We start from the raw sequence: 17,919 nt of genomic DNA, 5'->3' as shown, positions 1-17,919 counted from the left end.
CCTGCGCCGCCGCCGCAATCCGAACGGGATCGCCGATCAGGATCGGCGCAATCAGCGTATGCGCCCGCGCCAAGAGCGCGCCACCCAGCGCATTGGGTTCCTCAGGGCAAACCACCGCCGTCACCAGCGCCGCCAAGGGCTCTGCCCGCTTGAGGAGCTTTTCGAAATGCCGGTGTCTCTGCACGATGAGACCGGGCAAATCGTGGCTCGAATAGTTCAGCTTGCGGCGCGGCGCCTCGACCACCGCCACCCCCGACACGATCAGCGCATCGTCGCGCAGCCGCCGCACCTCGGTGGCCAAGGTCACGGTCAAGTCGCGGGCGTTGCGGTCCGTCACCGTGACCCGGCTTTCCACCTCATCCCCGGCATGGGCGTGGTTGTGAAACACAAGACTCTGCGCGCGGTAGAGCGTCCCTGCCCCCGGCAAGAGATTGCCCAGCACGGCCGAAATCAGCGACCCCAGAAACATCCCCGGCACATAGGCCTCGGGCTGGCCATCGCCGTCGCCGTCCACGTCATAGATGTGCATCGGATTGTGATTGCCCGAGACATTGGCGAAAACCAAGAGATCATCCTGCGTGCAAAGCCGCCGGAGGCTCTGGCTGTCGCCCACCTGCAATTCGTCAAAGGTGCGGTTCTCGATCTTCATCCGGCAAGTCTCCTGTCGCCCGCCCGTGCTGAGAGCAAGCCCGATGCCATCCCCTCTACGCGTCAACCCATGTCAGCGGCATGACATGACCCATCCCTCAGAGCGCGCGGGCGCTCTGGCGCAGTTCGAATTTCTGGATCTTGCCGGTCGATGTCTTGGGCAATTCCTGAAACACCACTGCCTTGGGCGTCTTGAACCCCGCCAGCCGCTCGCGGGCAAAGGCGATCAACTCGGCCTCGCTCGCCGTGGCCCCATCCTTCAACTCGACAAACGCGCAGGGCACCTCGCCCCATTTCTCGTCCGGCTTGGCCACCACGGCACAAAGCAGCACCGCGGGATGCCGCATCAACACGCCCTCGACCTCGACCGAAGAAATATTCTCGCCGCCCGAAATGATGATGTCCTTGGCCCGGTCCGCAATCTTGAGATAGCCGTCGGGATGCTGGAACGCGATGTCGCCCGAATGGAAATAGCCACCGCGAAACGCCTCTTCCGTGGCCGCCGGGTTCTTGAGATAGCCCTTCATCACCGAATTGCCCCGGATCATGATCTCGCCCAGACTTGCGCCATCCATGGGGGTTTGCACCATGGTTTCTGGGTCCATCGCGGTGATGTCCTCCATCATCGGCATCAAGACCCCGGTGCGCGCCTTGATCGTATAACGCTCGTCATCAGGCAGGGCATCCCAACTGTCCTGCCACAGACATTCGGTGACATGGCCATAGGTCTCGGTCAGTCCGTAAACCTGCGTCACGGTAAAACCCAACGGCTCAATTGCCGCCAATGTCGCGGCCGGGGGCGGCGCGCCGGCGGTGAACACATCAACCACATGGTCGAACTTGCGCCGCTCGCCCTCTTTGGCGTTGACGATCATGTTGAGCACGATGGGCGCCCCGCCGAAATGCGTCACCCCCTCGTCTGCAATCGCATCGTAGATCGCGCGCGCCGTGATGTCGCGACAGCAGACCACCCTGCCCCCCAGCATCGGCATCAGCCAGACATGGTTCCAGTTGTTGCAATGAAAGAGCGGCACGATGGTCAGATAGGTCGGATAGCGCGGCAACTGCCAGCTCACGACCGTGCCCATGGTCATCAGATACGCGCCGCGATGGTGATAGACGACACCCTTGGGCCGCCCCGTGGTGCCCGAGGTGTAATTGAGCGCGAGGCTCTCCCATTCATCCTCGGGCATGATCCATGGGAAATCGGGATCGCCAGAGGCCAGCAATTCCTCGTATTCCATGTAATGCCCGTGGGCATGCACCCCCGCCGCATCATCGGCCACCTCGACCACACCGGGCGGCGGCCCCTCCATCAGGTCGATGGCCTGCGCCAGCGTGGGCAGGAATTGCGGATCACAGAGCACGACACGCGCGCCGCCATGGTCCAGAATATAGGCGATGGTATCGGCCTCGAGCCGCGTGTTGATGGCGTTGAGCACCGCACCACAGGCGGGCACCCCGAAATGCGCCTCGCAATGGGCGGGGATATTGGGCAGAAGGGTCGCCACCACATCGCCGGGCTCGATCCCCAACTTGACCAAGGCCGAGGCGAGCCGCGACACCCGCGCGTGATACTGCGCATACGTGCGCCGCGTGTCGCGATAAATCAGCGCCTCACGATTGGGAAAGAGATGCGCCGCGCGCCTCAGATGCGACAGCGGCGTGAGCGCCACGAAATTCGCGGCGCATTTCTCCAACCCGGTCTCATCCTTCATCCAACCCATCGCGCAGCTCCTCCTGTCCCTCTGGTCTGCCCAAGGAATAGAGCAATGCGAATCCGATGCAATTCCCAAACACGCGCGCAAAGGCCTGTAAGAGCGGGTTTTGCGCGCTGAAAAAGTGACTTTACCGCTTCAAATCGCGGCACTATGAGGACGAAACGACGTGTGCAGTATTTCAGCACGGGGCGGCGTGATTCTGAAAGGCATTTCAATGATCGTTTCCGGCACGAAACGCCCGAATTTCCTGATCGGTCGTCTCTACCGCCTGCGCTTTGCCATCGCACAGGCCCTCGGCATGACCATAGAGGTGCGCAGCGACGCAGGCCGCTACCGCTTTCGATGCCGCAGCTATACCGAATACAAACGCGCCGTGACCCTCCTGCAAAAGGAAGAGGGCACGATCCGCTGGCTACGCGATACTCTGCGCCCCGGCGATACCTTTTGCGATATCGGGGCCAATATCGGCCTCTACTCGGTGTTTTCCGGCCCTCTCGTGGGCGAGACCGGCCAAATCCTGTCGTTTGAACCGCATGCCGCCAATGCGCTCAGCCTGATGCAGAACATCGCGTTGAATGGCCTTGCCAGCCGCACCAAAGTGATCTCGGCCGCGCTTGGCGACCGCAACGGATTTTTCGACTTCAACATCATCGAGGCCACGGCAGGCTCGGCCATGAGCCAGCTTGGCCGCACATTGGACGGGCACGAGCGCCCCTTCGTGCCGGTGCTGCGCGAATGCAAGGCGGCCTTTACCCTCGATCACCTTGTCGCAGAGGGGGTCGTGCCTGCGCCCGATGTGATCAAGATCGACGTTGATGGCAACGAACTTCTGGTGCTTGCCGGCATGCGCACTCTGTTGACCTCGGCCAAGCGGCCCCGCTCTGTGCAGGTCGAGGTCAGCCATCACTACGAGGCGGAACTCGATGTCTTCATGGACACGCATGGCTACCGGGTGCATGACCGCCACCGCACCGATATCGGCCTGCGCAAACTTGCGCGCGGCGCTGATCCAGTATTGATTGCGCATAACGCGATCTATAAACCGTCCGCAGCCTGAACCCCCTTGCCGCCCGAACAAGGATTAACCCGTAATGATGTTCAATCTCGACGGCGCTGACGTGCGCCACGATCCCTTTCCCATCGCCTTTGCCAAGCCCGTCTTTGACGCCGATCTCTATCAAGAGATGCTGGACAACTGGCCCGACACCGAGCGGTTTCAGTTCATGCCCAAGCTGGGGAACAAATATTCCCTGTCCGAGGTGAACAACGGCAAAGAGTACCACGACTTCATCAAGTCGACCCCGGTCTGGAAACGCTTTCACGACGAGGTCAAAAGCGAACGCTTTGTGCGCGGCATCGTCGATTTTCTGGCCAGCCACAACATCGACCTCGACCTTGGCCGCAAGATGGTGCTGACCAACACGCCCGGCGCGCGCCTTGGTCTGCGCCTGACCGAGGCGCTCTGCGGCGCGGCCTTGGTCGAGCGGCGCAAGATCCCGCTGCGCTCGCGCTTTGAATTCTCGATGATGCCGGGCGATGGCGGCTCGATCCTGCCGCACACCGATGCGCCCGCCAAACTGATCACCGTGGTCGTCTCGATGGTCGCACCGGGCGAATGGAAGCCGGAATATGGCGGCGGCACCTCGGTGGTCTGGCCCAAAGACAAGACGCGCAGCTTCAACTTCCGCAACACATTTTTGCCGTTCGAAGAGGTGGACACGCTCGATTGCTACGAGTTCAACTCGAACCAGTGCATGATCTTCGTCAAGACCTTCAACTCCTGGCACGCCGTTGAGCCGATCAAGGCCCCCCGCCCCGACATGTTCCGCCGGTCACTGACGATCAATATCGAGGTGCCCAAGAGCTGAGGGTCATAGGATTGCAGTCGCGGCCAGAGGTGCCGCGACCGCAGCGCCGGGGCCTTTACAGCCCCAGCCGCGCCATCACGATGTCATTGACAGCCTTCGGGTTCGCTTTGCCGCCGGTGGCTTTCATCACCTGGCCCACGAACCAGCCCGCCAGCTTGGGGTTTCCTCTCGCCTTTTCCACCTGCGCGGGGTTGGCGGCGATGATCTCGGCCACGGCCTGCTCAATCGCGCCGGTGTCCGTCACCTGCTTCATGCCGCGCGCCTCGACGATCTCTTCGGGGTCGCCGCCCTCGGTATAGACGATTTCAAAGAGGTCCTTGGCGATCTTGCCGGAAATGGCGTCCGACTTGATCAGGCGCACGATGCCTGCCAGTTGCGCCGGACTGACCGGGCTGTCCTCGATGGAATGATCCTCTTTCTTGAGCCGTCCAAACAACTCGTTGATCACCCAATTCGCCGCCAACTTGCCATCGCCGGCGCCCGCCGCCACCGCCTCGAAATAGGCGGCATTGGCGAGGTCCGCGGTCAGCACGCTGGCGTCATATTCACTCAGGCCAAATTCCAAAACAAACCGCGCCTTCTTGGCATCCGGCAGTTCCGGCAGGTTGGCCGCGATTTCATCCACCCAAGCTTGCTCGATTTCCAGAGGGAGCAAATCCGGATCGGGGAAATAGCGGTAATCATGCGCCTCTTCCTTGGAGCGCATGGACCGGGTCTCGTTCTTGTCCGGATCGTAGAGGCGCGTTTCCTGCACCACCGTGCCCCCCGCCTCGACAATGGCGATCTGGCGGCGCGCCTCATACTCGATAGCGGCTTGGATGAAACGCATGGAATTCATGTTCTTGATTTCGCAGCGCGTGCCGAGGTGCGAAAAATCCTGCGTTTCCATGTATTTCTCATACTGCCCCGGACGGCAGATCGACACGTTCACATCGGCCCGCAGATTGCCGTTCTGCATATTGCCGTCGCAAGTGCCCAGATACCGCAGGATCTGACGCAGCTTGGTCACATAGGCGGCGGCCTCTTCGGGGCCGCGAATATCCGGGCGGCTCACGATTTCCATCAGGCACACGCCGGTGCGGTTCAGGTCAACAAAGGACATCGCCGGGTCCATATCGTGAATGGATTTGCCTGCGTCCTGTTCCATGTGGATACGCTCGATCCGCACCAGCCGCGCCACACCGGGGCCCATATCCACGAGGATTTCGCCCTCGCCGACCAGCGGATGATAAAGCTGGCTGATCTGATAACCTTGCGGCAAATCGGGATAGAAATAATTCTTGCGGTCAAACGCCGACCAGAGGTTGATCTTGGCCTTGAGGCCAAGCCCCGTGCGCACCGCCTGTTCGACGCAGAATTCGTTGATCACGGGCAACATGCCCGGCATCGCCGCATCGACAAAGGCGACGTTGGAATTGGGTTCCGCCCCGAATTGCGTCGAGGCTCCGGAAAAAAGCTTGGAGCGCGAGGCCACCTGCGCATGCACCTCCATCCCGATCACCAACTCCCAATCATGCTTGGCCCCCGCAATCACGCGTGGCTTCGGCGCTTCATAGGTAAGATCGAGCATATCCATGCCTCCGGCTGAGAGATCAGACGCGTTCTAGGACAGGGGCGCGAGGGGGGCAAGAGAAAGCGCAAGGGCAGGAACGAGGATCGGCGCGCATGTCCGACACCGAATATCGACGCAGAGGAAAACTTGAATTCAAGACTCTGAATATAAAACGCTTCACAGAATCGTGATCCTGGTGTTTGGTGAAAGTGGCAATTGCAAAACTGGGGAGTTTTCATCATGGAAGGCCTTAACATACCGGGAACAATCGAGGCGGATAACCTCGTTGGCACAGCCGATGACGACACCATCACCGCGAATACCGGCGATGACACGCTGACCGGCGGCGGCGGCAACGATCTGCTGGATGGCGGCGCAGGTTTTGACACGGCGGTTTTCGCAGGCAATGCCGCCGATTACACCGTTGGATTGAATGAGCTTACGCAACGCACGATCACCCATACCGCGACCGGCGACACCGACATTCTGCTCAATATCCAGCGGCTGCAATTCGATGACATCAGCACCGATGTCCTGCTCAATCCCGACGACACCAGCCCCGGCCTGATCCGGGGTCTCGGCGGCGATGCCGGGTTCGGCGAGGATTTTCTGGTCCGCAACGATGATGGCTCGACCGCGCAGATCGACATCAGGCCAATCTTCGAGAACGGGCTGAATTTCTTTGGCACCGTTTATGAGGGTCTCTGGATCAACAACAACGGCTCCGTGACCTTTGGCGCGGCGCGCAGTGCCTTCACGCCCGACGTCATCACGGGGGTATCAAATAACCCCGAGATCACGCCCTTCTTCGCCGATGTCGACACGCGCGGTGGAGTCGTGACACCCACTCCGGGCGGCAATTCGCAGGGCACCAACCTTGTGCATTGGGATTTCAACACGCTGGGCGACCAACTCATCGTCACTTGGGACGATGTGGGCTATTTTTCCTCTCGAACCGATCTGCTCAACGCCTTTCAGCTCATCCTCACGGATCGCGGCAATGGCGATTTCGACATCCAGTTCCGCTATGAAGACGTGAACTGGACCACTGGCGGAGCGAGCGGCGGCACCAATGGCCTAGGCGGCACCGTGGCCCGCGCCGGCTATACGTCGGGCACCGGCGTCGAAGGCACGTTCTTTGAACTCCCACAATCTGGCCTTCAGGACGAAATCCTCAGCCTCGATGTGATCCCCGGCAATACCGGGCTTATCGGCATCTGGAACTTTGCCGTTCGAAACGGCGGCGTGGTCGATTCCATCGTGCCGCTCTTGCCGCCGGTCGGCGCGGGCGGCTGGGTCGCAGGTGATCCGCATCTCGCGACACTCGACGGGGTCGGCTATGATTTCCAGGCGGCAGGCGAATTTGTCCTGCTGCGTGGCACCGACAACGATTTCGAGCTTCAGGCGCGCATGGTGCCGGTGGGCGACAACGTCAGCGTCAATCAGGCCATTGCCACCAACCTTGGCGGCACGGCGGTGATGATCGACGCCAATGACGCGACCCCGCTGCATATCGACGGCGTGGCCACAGAGCTCGAGGATTTCGGCTCCGTCGCGGTCGGCAATGACCGCATCTTCCGCGAAGGCGATACCTATATCATCGTCTATGCGGGCGCAGATAACGTGGTCAATGATGGCGACAGCCAGGTGCGCGTGATCGTGCGTGACGGGCGGGTCGATATCGACGTTCGCCTCAACGAAGACCTGCTGGGGCGTCTCGAAGGTCTGCTCGGCGATGGCGACGGCAACCCCGACAACGATGTCGCACGCGCCGATGGCACCGTGCTGGCGCGCCCCTTTGCCTTTGCCGATCTCTACGGGCAATACCGCGAGGATTGGCGCGTCACCTCCGAGGCAGACAGCCTCTTTGCCTATGACGCAGGCGAGAGTGTCGATGGCTTCTACCTGCCTGAATTCCCCGGCGAAATCGTCACACTCGACACGCTCGACCCTGCCGTGCGGGATGCGGCGATTGCTGCGGCGCTCGACGCGGGCCTGATCGAAGGCACGCCCAATTTCGAGAATGCCGTGCTCGACTTTGCCCTGACAAATGACGCCTCGTTCTTCGACTCGGCCGCCGAAGTACCAGCCTCGGTGACTGAAACCGTCACCACCGCTGATCCGGTCTCGCTCAACCTCGAAGGAACCGAAGGCAACGACACCCTGCTCGGGGCGACGCTTGACGACACGCTCAGCGGTCTGGGCGGCGATGACCGGCTGGAAGGGCGCGGCGGCAACGACCAACTCAGTGGCAGCGCGGGCAATGACACGCTCGACGGTGGCGACGGCAATGACCGGATGTCGTCCTCGGATGGAAACGATCTGGCCCTTGGCGGTCTTGGCAACGACAACATCGGCGGCGGTCTGGGGGATGATACGCTGGACGGCGGCGATGGGGATGACATCATCGGTGGCGGTTTTGGTGCCGATAGCATCTCGGGCGGTGCGGGCAATGACGTGGTTGCGGGCGGTGCCGACAATGACACGCTCTCGGGTGGCGACGGCAATGACAGCATGTCCGGCAGCTTTGGCAATGACCTGATCGACGCGGGCGATGGCAATGATGACATCGGCGGCGGCACCGGTCAGGATAGCATCGACGCGGGTGCCGGTGACGACCGGGTGGGCGGCGGCGAAGGGGATGACAATATCCTTGGCGGCGATGGCAACGATTTCCTCGCGGGCGGTGGCCGTGACGACATCATCGACGGCGGCACGGGCAATGACACGATCAACGCCGGTGCTGGCAATGATCAGATCACGGGCGGTTCGGGCGCCGATCAGTTCGTCTTCGCCTCCTTCTTTGACGGAGAGGCGGATGTGATCACCGATTTCGAGGATGGATTGGACAGCTTCTTCATCCGCCGCTTCGATCCCGACACCGGGCTTGAGAACATCAACAACGGCGGCAATGGCCTTGCCGGGTTTGTGACCGCGATGAATATCATCGACACAGACGCGGGCGCGCAAATGACCGTGAATGGCAACACGATCCTTGTCGAGGGCATCACCGCGGCGCAACTGACGGTGGACGATTTCCAGTTTCTCTAAGGCTCAGGCCCGATCCAATCAAAGGGGCGCCCTCGGGTGCCCCTTCGTCTTTCGCTCGGACATCGCCAGACTCCCCCGGTAAACCCGGCAATTTGCGTTAGCGCAACCACCGGGAAAACGGCGGCAACCGGCCCATGGTTAACGCTAACATCCTGTATTTCAACTGGAAAACGTCTTTTAACGCTTTCCGGCCTGCTCTGGCGCGTCTATACGAGCGCCAAGTCAGCTATCAGGAGTCGCCCATGACCATCACCGTAGGAATCAACGGTTTCGGCCGTATCGGTCGCGCCACGCTTGCCCATATCTCCGAGAGCCTGCGCAACGATATCAAGGTGGTCAAGGTAAACGCGACCGGTCCCATCGAGACGGCGGCGCACCTGATGCGCTATGACAGCGTCCATGGCCGCTTTGCCCATCCGATCACGGTAGAGGGCAACACCATGGACCTCGGGCGCGGCCCGATCCAGATGTTCTCGACCTATGACATGAACGAGCTGGATTGGGACGGCGTTGATGTGGTGCTGGAATGTACCGGCAATTTCAATGATGGGGCCAAGGCCAAAACCCATCTGGAGCGCGGCGCGCGCAAGGTGCTGATCTCGGCCCCGGCCAAGAATGTTGACCGCACCGTGGTCTACGGCGTGAACCATAACGCCCTTCTGGCCTCCGAAACCATGATCTCGAACGGGTCTTGCACCACCAATTGCCTCGCCCCCTTGGCCAAGGTCCTCAATGACGCCATCGGCATCGAGAGCGGCATAATGACGACAATCCACGCCTATACCGGCGACCAGCCGACGCTTGACCGCCGCCACAATGACCTCTACCGCGCCCGCGCCGCCGCCATGTCGATGATCCCCACCTCGACCGGGGCCGCCAAGGCGCTTGGCGAAGTGCTGCCGGAACTGGCAGGCAAACTCGACGGTTCTGCCATCCGCGTGCCCACGCCCAATGTCTCGGCGGTGGACCTGACCTTTGTCGCCAAGCGCGACGTGACCAAGGCCGATGTCAACGCCGTGGTGGCCGAGGCCGCTGCCGGTGCGATGAAGGGCATTCTGGCCTATGATCCCGAACCCAAGGTCAGCATCGACTTCAACCACACCGAGGAAAGCTCGATCTTTGCCCCCGATCAGACCAAGGTCATCGGCAACCGTCTGGTGCGGGTGCTGGCCTGGTATGACAACGAATGGGGCTTTTCCTGCCGCATGGCCGATGTCGCGGTTGCGATGGGCCGGTTGCAGTAACACCTCTCTCATCCTGCAAGACCCCCGACGCCCCGCGCGCCGGGGGTTTTCCTTGGCTGATCCGGCTTGCGTGGCCGGGGCCTCTGCGGCATACCCGAGCAAGACGGACCCAGCGAAAGCACGGCGCATGACCAACACACTCGCGATTGGCCTTGGGGGGATCATCCTTCTGGCGCTTGGTGCCGATTTCATGCTGAACGATGGCCAATCCACCCTGTTCCTCGGGCGCAAGCTGATTGATTTCATCGAATACCTCGCCTTCTGGCGATAACCGTCCTGTGATTTCCCCAGTATTGACTCGTTTCGAAAGTCGTTTATGTTCGCTTTCAATTGTTAGCGCTAACATACACGAGCGAACCTAGCCAAGGAGAGGCCCATGCCCCTGAAACTCGCCATCAATGGATTTGGCCGTATCGGCCGCAACGTGCTGCGCGCGCTGCTCGACTCGGACCGCGAGGATATCACCATTGTCGCCATCAACGACCTGGCCCCGGTCGAGACAAATGCCCACCTGCTGGAATTCGACAGCGTGCATGGCCGCTTCCGGGGTCAGATCACCACCACCGCCGACACGATTGACGCCGGGCGCGGGCCGATGCGTGTCACCGCCCTGCGTGACCCCGAGGCGCTGCCGTGGGGCGATGTCGATATCGTGCTCGAATGCACCGGTATCTTCACCGACCGCGACGCCGCCGCCCGCCACCTCAAGAACGGCGCGCGGCGCGTGCTGGTCTCTGCCCCCTCAGCGGGCGCGGATCGCACCGTGGTTTACGGCGTCAATCACGCCGACCTGACCGCCAAGGATGTGATCGTCTCGAACGCCTCCTGCACCACCAATTGCCTCGCCCCCTTGGCATCGGTGCTGCATGAGAGCATCGGCATCACCCGTGGTTTCATGACCACGATCCACAGCTATACCGGCGATCAACCAACGCTCGACACCATGCACAAGGACCTCTACCGCGCCCGCGCGGCGGGGCTCAACATCATCCCGACCACCACCGGCGCCGCCCGCGCCGTGGGTCTTGTGCTGCCCGATCTTGCCGGGCGGCTCGACGGCACCGCCATCCGCGTGCCCACCCCCAATGTCAGTGTCGTCGACCTGACCTTCGAGGCCGCCCGTGACACCAGCGTTGACGAAATCAACGCCGCCGTGACCCGCGCCGCCAAGGGGCCACTCTCGGGCGTGCTCGATGTCACCAGCCGCCCGCTGGTCTCGTCAGACTTCAACCACGATCCGCACAGTTCGATCTTTGCCACCGATCAGACACGGGTGATGGAGGGGCGGCTCTGCCGCGTGCTCAGTTGGTATGACAACGAATGGGGCTTTTCCAACCGCATGCTCGACGTCGCCGCCGCAATGGGCCGTCACCTCGAGGCCGGGCGCGGTCCCACCCCGCGCCAAGCCCGGGTAATGGAACCCACCTGAGCGGCCTCAGGAAAACTTGGCCAACAGCGCCTCGCGCACCGGGGGTGTGACGAACTTGGTCACATCCCCGCCCAGCCGGGCGATTTCCTTGACCAACTTCGAGGCAATCGCCTGATGATTGGCATCGGCCATGAGAAAGACGGTCTCGACCGAATTATCCAGCGCCCGGTTCATGCCGACCATCTGGAACTCATATTCGAAATCCGCCACCGCCCGCAGGCCGCGCACGATCACCTGTGCGCCCACATCATGCGCGCAGTTGATCAGCAGGTTCTCGAACGGATGCGCCACGATTTCGGTGCCGGTCTGCGCGCTCAGCTTGGCACATTCCGCCTCGATCATCTCGACCCGCTCTTCCAGCGTAAAGAGCGGCCCTTTGTCCCGGTTGATCGCAACCCCCAGAACCAGCCGGTCCACCAGCACCGCTGCGCGTCGGATAATGTCGATATGGCCCAGAGTGATCGGGTCGAACGTGCCGGGATAGAGACCAATGCGCATGCGGCCCTCCTTTGCTGCAATCGCCGCTCACGCAACAATAATGTGCAAGGGAATGCAAGCGCTTAGTAGCCCATGATCATGCCTTCAAGGGCGGTCTTCTCCATCGCCAGCTCTTCCAGCCGCGCCTTGACCACGTCCCCGATGGTCACGATCCCCACCAGCTTGCCCGCCTCGACGACCGGCATGTGACGGAACCGGCCATCGGTCATCCGCGCCAACACCGCATCTGAGGTATCCTGCCGCGAACAGCAAACCGGGTTGCGGGTCATCATCTCGGACACGGTTTCGGTCATGCAGACCACGCCGCGCACTGCAAGACTGCGCACGATATCGCGCTCTGATATGATGCCCTCGACCGTCTCGCCATCGCGCGACACCACCAGACCGCCGATCCGCCGCTCTGCCAATATCTGCGCCGCTTCCGAAACCTTGGTCTGCGGCGTGATGGTGATCACCGCACTGTCGCCCTTGGATTTCAGGATTTGCTGCACCAGCATGACACGACCCTCCGCAAGAATATGTCTGTCAAATCAGCGTGATCTATAATAAAATTTCTGTCAAGTGCGCGCCTCAAGGCTCTGCACCTCTTGGCGCAGCCCCTCGACCAATGCCGTGGCAAAACGGTTCTGTCGCTCGAGCCGCCGATCATCGGCATGGCGCACCAGATAGAAGCTGCGCGTGAGCGAGAAGTGCTCGGGCAGCACCTTTTGCAGCCCCCGCGCCCAAGGCAACGAGAAATCGTGCAAGACCCCGATCCCGCCGCCCTGCCGCACCCAGTTGAGCTGCACCGACACTGAATTCGACGCAAGGCTCACGCGCTCGATCCCCGCCTCGCTGAGATAGTCCAACTCCTTGTCGAATATCATGTCGGGGATATAGCCCACCATCCGATGCCCGCGCAGGTCGGCCAGGCTCTCAATCGGGGCATGCGCGCGCAGATAGCGCACCGCCCCTGCCAGATGCAGCCGGTAATCGGTGATCTTCTGCACCGTCAGCCGCCCCGCCGTGGGCGGGCTGACCGCGATCACCATATCCGCCTCGCGCCGGGTCAGGTTGAAGACACGCGGCAGCGCCACGATCTGAATCTCCAGATCCGGGTTTTGCGCACCAATCGCGGCGCAGACCTGTGGCAGCAGGAAATTGGCGCAGCCATCCGGCGCGCCGATGCGGATCTGCCCGGCGATGCCCCCCGCCTGCCCCGCCAGTTCCTCGGCGGCCTCCTGCATGGCGGTTTCCGCCCGCAGCGCCGGCCCCATCAGGCGTTGCCCCGCCTCGCTCAGCACATATCCGGTGGGCGATTTGGCAAAGAGCGGCGCGCCCAACTCTTCCTCCAGCCGCGCGATGCGCCGCCCCACCGTCGCCGGGTCGATCCGCAGGATACGCCCCGCCCCCGACAGGCTCTCTGACCGCGCGACCGCCAGAAAAATGCGGATATCGTCCCAATGCGGTGTCATCCCCGGCCCCCTTTGCAGAAATGCAAATCACTTTTGGAATATTGCCTCTTTCCGCAGGAGTTTTGCAAGACTACCCTGCCGCCAACGTATGAGGAGGATTCCCAATGCAAGAGCTTACCCATTACATCAACGGCCAACACGTCAAAGGCACCTCGGGGCGCTTCTCGGATGTGTTCAACCCCGCAACCGGCGAAGTGCAGGCCAAATGCCCGCTCGCCAGCGTTGAGGAAATGAACACCGCCGTGGCCGCCGCGCAGGCCGCACAGCCTGCATGGGCCGCCACCAACCCGCAGCGCCGGGCGCGGGTGATGATGGAATTCGTCCGCCTGCTCAACCGCGACATGGACAAACTGGCCGAGGCGCTCAGCCGTGAACATGGCAAGACCTTCCCCGATGCCAAGGGCGACATTCAGCGTGGTCTGGAAGTGGTCGAATACTGCATCGGCGCGCCGCAACTGCTCAAGGGCGAGTTCACCGATGGCGCTGGCCCCGGCATCGACATCTATTCCATGCGTCAGGCGCTTGGCGTGACCGCTGGTATCACGCCCTTCAACTTTCCGGCCATGATCCCGATGTGGATGTTCGCCCCGGCGCTGGCCTGCGGCAACGCCTTCATCCTCAAGCCGTCCGAGCGTGACCCCTCCGTGCCGCTCATGCTGGCGGAACTGATGGAAGAGGCCGGTCTGCCCAAAGGCATCCTGCAGGTCGTCAACGGCGACAAGGTGGCCGTGGACGCGATCCTCGACCACGAGGTGATCCAGTCCATCGGCTTTGTCGGCTCGACCCCCATCGCGCAGTATATCTACGGCCGTGGCTGCTCCAACGGCAAGCGCGTGCAATGCTTTGGCGGCGCCAAGAACCACATGATCATCATGCCCGATGCCGATATGGATCAGGCCGCCGATGCTCTGATCGGCGCGGGCTATGGCGCGGCCGGTGAACGCTGCATGGCAATCTCCGTGGCTGTCCCAGTCGGTGATGAAACCGCCGACCGCCTGATCGAGAAACTCGTGCCGCGCATCGAAAAGCTGAAAGTGGGGCCCTATACCGCTGGCAATGACGTGGATTACGGCCCGGTCGTGACCGCCGAGGCGAAAAAGCGCATCCTTGGCCTGATTGAGACGGGCATCGCGCAAGGCGCGAAGCTGGTCGTCGATGGCCGCGATTTCAAATTGCAGGGCTATGAAGATGGCTTCTTTGTCGGTCCCCACCTCTTTGACCACGTGACGCCGGATATGGACATCTACACGCAGGAAATCTTTGGCCCCGTGCTCTCTACCGTGCGCGCAGCCTCTTACGAAGAAGCCCTGAAACTGGCGATGGACCATGAATACGGCAACGGCACCGCGATCTTTACCCGCGACGGCGACGCCGCCCGCGATTTCGCAGCGCGCGTCAACGTGGGCATGGTCGGCATCAACGTGCCAATCCCCGTGCCGCTGGCCTATCACACCTTCGGCGGCTGGAAGAAATCCGGCTTTGGCGATCTCAACCAGCACGGCCCGGATTCGTTCAAATTCTACACCCGCACTAAGACCGTGACCGCCCGTTGGCCGTCCGGCATCAAGGAAGGCGGCGAGTTCAATTTCAAGCCGATGGATTAATTCATCTCACCACTCACGACCCAAGGCCCCGGCATACCACCGGGGCCTTTTTTCTTACCCCAGCCTTTATCCCACTGGCCCGATTTGCATCGCCTGTTCGATCATCGCCACGACAGAGCCATGCACATCCGAATCCGTCCAATAGGCATTGTGCGACAGCGGATTCCACGCGTTCAGCAGATTGCCCGCACTGATCCAGCGATCCCGCAACTCTCCGCGCTCTTTCAGCGCCGCATAGCCACCGCCCGTCCCGGCCAGAGGCATCCCCAGAATGTCATTGCGACTGTTGAGGTTGACCCACCACGGCTTGAACCACTTGCCTGCCGGAATGGCGCTGCCGGGCCGGTCGATGGCCTTGACCTCTCCGGGCCTGCAACTGAAGGTGAACACGGGAATATTGCAGCCAAAGGTGATGAACCCCGCCATGGTCTCGAACCGCTGAAACGGGGTTGGTGCGGTCGTGTGCCCCTTTTGCAAATCCCAGATATGGTTCGAGATGATCTGCCCGCCCAGCGAATGTGCCAGCACAATCAGCGGCGCCCTGCCCCCCGTCACCCCTTCCAGATGCGCGATGGCGTTGGAAACGCGGGCATGGACCTCTGGGTAAACAAAGGCATGATCCCCCTTTTCCCACCGATAAGAGGCCGCATCGGCCAGACGGTGCATCACAAACTCTCGCGAGCCCATCCAATTGGCCTCGCCCGTCAACGCCGCATCCATATACTGCTGTTGCCGCTCTTGCAGGATGTCCGACCAGAAAATCTCGCGCCAGCCCACAAGCGCGTCAAACCGCGCCGCCCCCATGCGCTGTCGCAGCGCGGCATAGAGATCGCGGGAAAAGCTGACCGCATTGGCCGCCTGCGGCCGGTCCCCCTGACTTCCCATGCCGTGAATGACCGCCACGGCAACCCGGTGTTCCTCTGGCATGGCAATGCCCCCCTGAAATTCTGTTTGGTAAAATCAACGGTTCTTATCCCGACAGGAAACCACAGTTCCACACATCGCGCAATCTTGGGGCGAACGGCCTGATCATCGCACAAGACCCCCTCCAAGATGACAATCCCGTGAGGTGACGCAGGTTTCTGCCCGCCCCGCCCTTCGCTTTGCCGCCGCACTTCCCTAAATAAGGCGCAGCAGTCACCACTGAGAGGATCAAATCCCGTGAAACCCGGCCTTCTGACCCGCCGCCATGCCCTGGCCACCGGCCTCGCCGCCCTTGCAACCCCCGGTATCCTGCGCGCCGAGCCCGCGCTGACCAACCGCCGCAATACCTCGGCCTTTGTCAGCCGCGATTGGCGCGATCATTTCGACACCCTTGGCAAAGGCGCAATTCTGGCCGATATCGACAGCCGCGCATTGCACTACTGGGGCCCGGATGATCAGACCTATGCCCTCTACCCCTCCTCCGTGCCGATGACCGAGGAACTCACCCGCCGTGGCTATACCCAGATCGTGCGCAAGCGCGTCGGCCCCGACTGGACCCCCACCCAATCCATGCGCGAGCGTGATCCCACCCTGCCCGCCTATATGCCCCCCGGCCCCGGCAACCCGCTGGGCACCCATGCGCTTTACCTCAGTTGGCCCGCCTATCTCGTGCACGGCACCCACGACACCCGCAAGATCGGGCGGCAATCCTCCTCGGGCTGCATCGGCCTCTATAACGAGCATATCGAGGAACTCTTCGCCAAGGTCGAAGTCGGCACGCAGGTGCTCTTGCTCTGACCCATCCCGCCACGCCCCCCACATCGCCCCGAAGCCCTCTCGGGGCGATGCCATCGCCTGGGGTGCAGGTTACACCCCCGACCCCCACCGCGCAGCGCCCGATGCCGCTGACGCCTCCCGATATCCATATGTCACCGTGACACAGGGGCGTCACCTCTGGCCCCGTCCCTCGCGACAGGCTTGAAACATCCCTCCCGATTTGCGATATGAGGGGCTGCGAGGACGACCTCCCCAAATGGATCACGACCGGGACGGCCCGGACCCTGCCCCGAGGTTGCCATGCGCTCCCCCCTTGATCGCCTCCGCCACGCGCTGAGCTTTGAACTCATCGCCCTGCTGCTCATCGTCCCGCTCGGTGCCGCCGTGTTTCACATGCCGATGCACGACATCGGTGTTGTCGGCATCGTGAGCGCCACCCTCGCAACGCTCTGGAACCTCGTTTACAACTATCTCTTCGATGTGGCCCTGCGGCGGTTCTCCGGCACAACGCAAAAATCGCCCCGGCTCCGCGTCCTGCATGCCGTGCTCTTTGAAACCGGCCTCTTGATCGTCCTGATGCCATTCATCGCGTGGTATCTCGGGATCTCGCTCTGGCAGGCCTTCGTGATGGATGTGTCCTTTGCGCTCTTCTACATGGTCTACGCCTTCGGCTTCAACTGGGCCTACGACAAGGCCTTCCCCCTCCCCGAATGGCGCGCCACCCCCGCCGCGGAGTGAGGCCTGTCGCCAAAGACCGGCGCCCTCTGGCAGCGCGGCGTGAACCGCTACGAGAGGCCCATGCCGATGCTCTTTCACACCTCGCACCCCGGCCTTGCCGCCGCCCTCCGCCGCGATCCCCTCTGGGCGCAGGTCTCGGCCATCCTCTACGCCGAGTCCAAGGAGCGCAGCATGAAGACCCTCGCCGCCGCCCGGGCGCGCAAAGGCCTCAAGCCCGCCGGGACCGGCTACGGCGGCCACTTCCGCGCCGTGCAGGGGTTTCGGTATGTGTGACGTTGCCCCCAACTTTTATCCAGCGTGAGCGAGACTCCGGGTTTGAGTTTTGCCGTTTTCGGCGGATTGGGCAACGGGGTCTGGCGCGGAGCTTTGCGTATTGCGCAGCGTCAGGCCCCGTTGCAGGGTGAAGGTCTG

At 62.1% G+C, this 17,919-nt stretch carries 17 protein-coding genes; 10 read left to right on the top strand and 7 right to left on the bottom strand.

Going from position 1 to position 17,919, the window contains the following annotated elements:
- Both KBT70_RS07515 and KBT70_RS07510 read right to left on the bottom strand, forming a co-directional pair.
- The coding region (locus KBT70_RS07515) for a MaoC/PaaZ C-terminal domain-containing protein (RefSeq protein WP_296630673.1) at positions 1-649 on the bottom strand (649 nt) is incomplete at its 3' end.
- Positions 650-746: 97 nt separating this feature from the next.
- Positions 747-2,375, bottom strand: a complete 1,629-nt coding sequence (locus tag KBT70_RS07510) for an AMP-binding protein (protein WP_296630670.1) — start codon at positions 2,373-2,375, stop codon at positions 747-749.
- Between the two features lie 208 nt (positions 2,376-2,583).
- Here KBT70_RS07510 and KBT70_RS07505 point away from each other — a divergent pair, with 208 nt between their 5' ends.
- Positions 2,584-3,426 (top strand): FkbM family methyltransferase, encoded by an 843-nt coding sequence (locus KBT70_RS07505; protein ID WP_296630667.1) that lies wholly within the window; start codon positions 2,584-2,586, stop codon positions 3,424-3,426.
- 34 nt (positions 3,427-3,460) lie between these two features.
- Positions 3,461-4,237, top strand: coding sequence for a 2OG-Fe(II) oxygenase (locus tag KBT70_RS07500; protein ID WP_296630664.1), 777 nt, complete (start codon positions 3,461-3,463; stop codon positions 4,235-4,237).
- Positions 4,238-4,292: 55 nt separating this feature from the next.
- On the opposite strand, the gene gatB is transcribed toward KBT70_RS07500, so the two are convergent.
- Complete coding sequence (gene gatB / locus KBT70_RS07495; protein WP_296630661.1) at positions 4,293-5,807, bottom strand: Asp-tRNA(Asn)/Glu-tRNA(Gln) amidotransferase subunit GatB; 1,515 nt, start codon at positions 5,805-5,807, stop codon at positions 4,293-4,295.
- Between the two features lie 222 nt (positions 5,808-6,029).
- Between gatB and KBT70_RS07490 the strand changes: the two genes are divergently transcribed.
- The 4 genes from KBT70_RS07490 (at position 6,030) to gap (KBT70_RS07475) (ending at position 11,513) form a co-directional block, all read left to right on the top strand.
- Positions 6,030-8,840 (top strand): nidogen-like domain-containing protein, encoded by a 2,811-nt coding sequence (locus tag KBT70_RS07490; RefSeq protein WP_296630656.1) that lies wholly within the window; start codon positions 6,030-6,032, stop codon positions 8,838-8,840.
- Between the two features lie 242 nt (positions 8,841-9,082).
- The gene (gap, locus tag KBT70_RS07485) at positions 9,083-10,084 is read left to right on the top strand and encodes a type I glyceraldehyde-3-phosphate dehydrogenase (RefSeq protein WP_296630654.1); all 1,002 of its coding nucleotides are present in this window, start codon (positions 9,083-9,085) and stop codon (positions 10,082-10,084) included.
- 127 nt (positions 10,085-10,211) lie between these two features.
- Positions 10,212-10,355: a hypothetical protein gene (locus KBT70_RS07480; protein WP_296630652.1), complete on the top strand. Its 144-nt coding sequence runs from the start codon at positions 10,212-10,214 to the stop codon at positions 10,353-10,355.
- 105 nt (positions 10,356-10,460) lie between these two features.
- Complete coding sequence (gene gap, locus KBT70_RS07475) at positions 10,461-11,513, top strand: type I glyceraldehyde-3-phosphate dehydrogenase (RefSeq protein ID WP_296630649.1); 1,053 nt, start codon at positions 10,461-10,463, stop codon at positions 11,511-11,513.
- A 6-nt stretch (positions 11,514-11,519) separates the two neighbouring features.
- Here the strand turns inward: gap (KBT70_RS07475) and coaD are convergent, their stop codons facing one another.
- From coaD to KBT70_RS07460, 3 genes are all read right to left on the bottom strand, one after another.
- The gene (gene coaD / locus KBT70_RS07470; protein ID WP_037269746.1) at positions 11,520-12,011 is read right to left on the bottom strand and encodes a pantetheine-phosphate adenylyltransferase; all 492 of its coding nucleotides are present in this window, start codon (positions 12,009-12,011) and stop codon (positions 11,520-11,522) included.
- Between the two features lie 62 nt (positions 12,012-12,073).
- A complete protein-coding gene (locus KBT70_RS07465; protein ID WP_296630644.1) occupies positions 12,074-12,508 on the bottom strand; it encodes a CBS domain-containing protein in 435 nt (144 codons plus the stop codon).
- Positions 12,509-12,568: 60 nt separating this feature from the next.
- Complete coding sequence (locus tag KBT70_RS07460) at positions 12,569-13,465, bottom strand: LysR family transcriptional regulator (protein ID WP_296630642.1); 897 nt, start codon at positions 13,463-13,465, stop codon at positions 12,569-12,571.
- 104 nt (positions 13,466-13,569) lie between these two features.
- Here KBT70_RS07460 and KBT70_RS07455 point away from each other — a divergent pair, with 104 nt between their 5' ends.
- The gene (locus tag KBT70_RS07455; RefSeq protein WP_296630640.1) at positions 13,570-15,069 is read left to right on the top strand and encodes a CoA-acylating methylmalonate-semialdehyde dehydrogenase; all 1,500 of its coding nucleotides are present in this window, start codon (positions 13,570-13,572) and stop codon (positions 15,067-15,069) included.
- A 66-nt stretch (positions 15,070-15,135) separates the two neighbouring features.
- Here the strand turns inward: KBT70_RS07455 and KBT70_RS07450 are convergent, their stop codons facing one another.
- Positions 15,136-15,996 carry a hypothetical protein gene (locus KBT70_RS07450; protein ID WP_296630638.1) on the bottom strand — a complete coding sequence of 287 codons (861 nt, stop codon included), beginning with the start codon at positions 15,994-15,996 and terminating at the stop codon, positions 15,136-15,138.
- A 234-nt stretch (positions 15,997-16,230) separates the two neighbouring features.
- On the opposite strand from KBT70_RS07450, the gene KBT70_RS07445 reads away from it, so the two are divergent.
- The 3 genes from KBT70_RS07445 to KBT70_RS07435 all read left to right on the top strand — a co-directional run bounded on the left by KBT70_RS07445 (position 16,231) and on the right by KBT70_RS07435 (position 17,781).
- Positions 16,231-16,791, top strand: coding sequence for a L,D-transpeptidase (locus KBT70_RS07445; protein ID WP_296630636.1), 561 nt, complete (start codon positions 16,231-16,233; stop codon positions 16,789-16,791).
- A gap of 279 nt (positions 16,792-17,070) precedes the next feature.
- A complete protein-coding gene (locus KBT70_RS07440) occupies positions 17,071-17,508 on the top strand; it encodes a PACE efflux transporter (RefSeq protein WP_296630634.1) in 438 nt (145 codons plus the stop codon).
- A 60-nt stretch (positions 17,509-17,568) separates the two neighbouring features.
- A complete protein-coding gene (locus KBT70_RS07435; RefSeq protein WP_296630632.1) occupies positions 17,569-17,781 on the top strand; it encodes a hypothetical protein in 213 nt (70 codons plus the stop codon).
- The last annotated feature ends 138 nt before the right edge of the window (positions 17,782-17,919 follow it).

Origin of the sequence: Roseovarius sp. (genome assembly GCF_018066915.1) — a bacterium.
GTDB lineage: Bacteria > Pseudomonadota > Alphaproteobacteria > Rhodobacterales > Rhodobacteraceae > Roseovarius.
The sequence above is the reverse complement of the archived record's forward strand: the minus strand, read 5'-3'. Positions and strand labels throughout refer to the sequence as shown.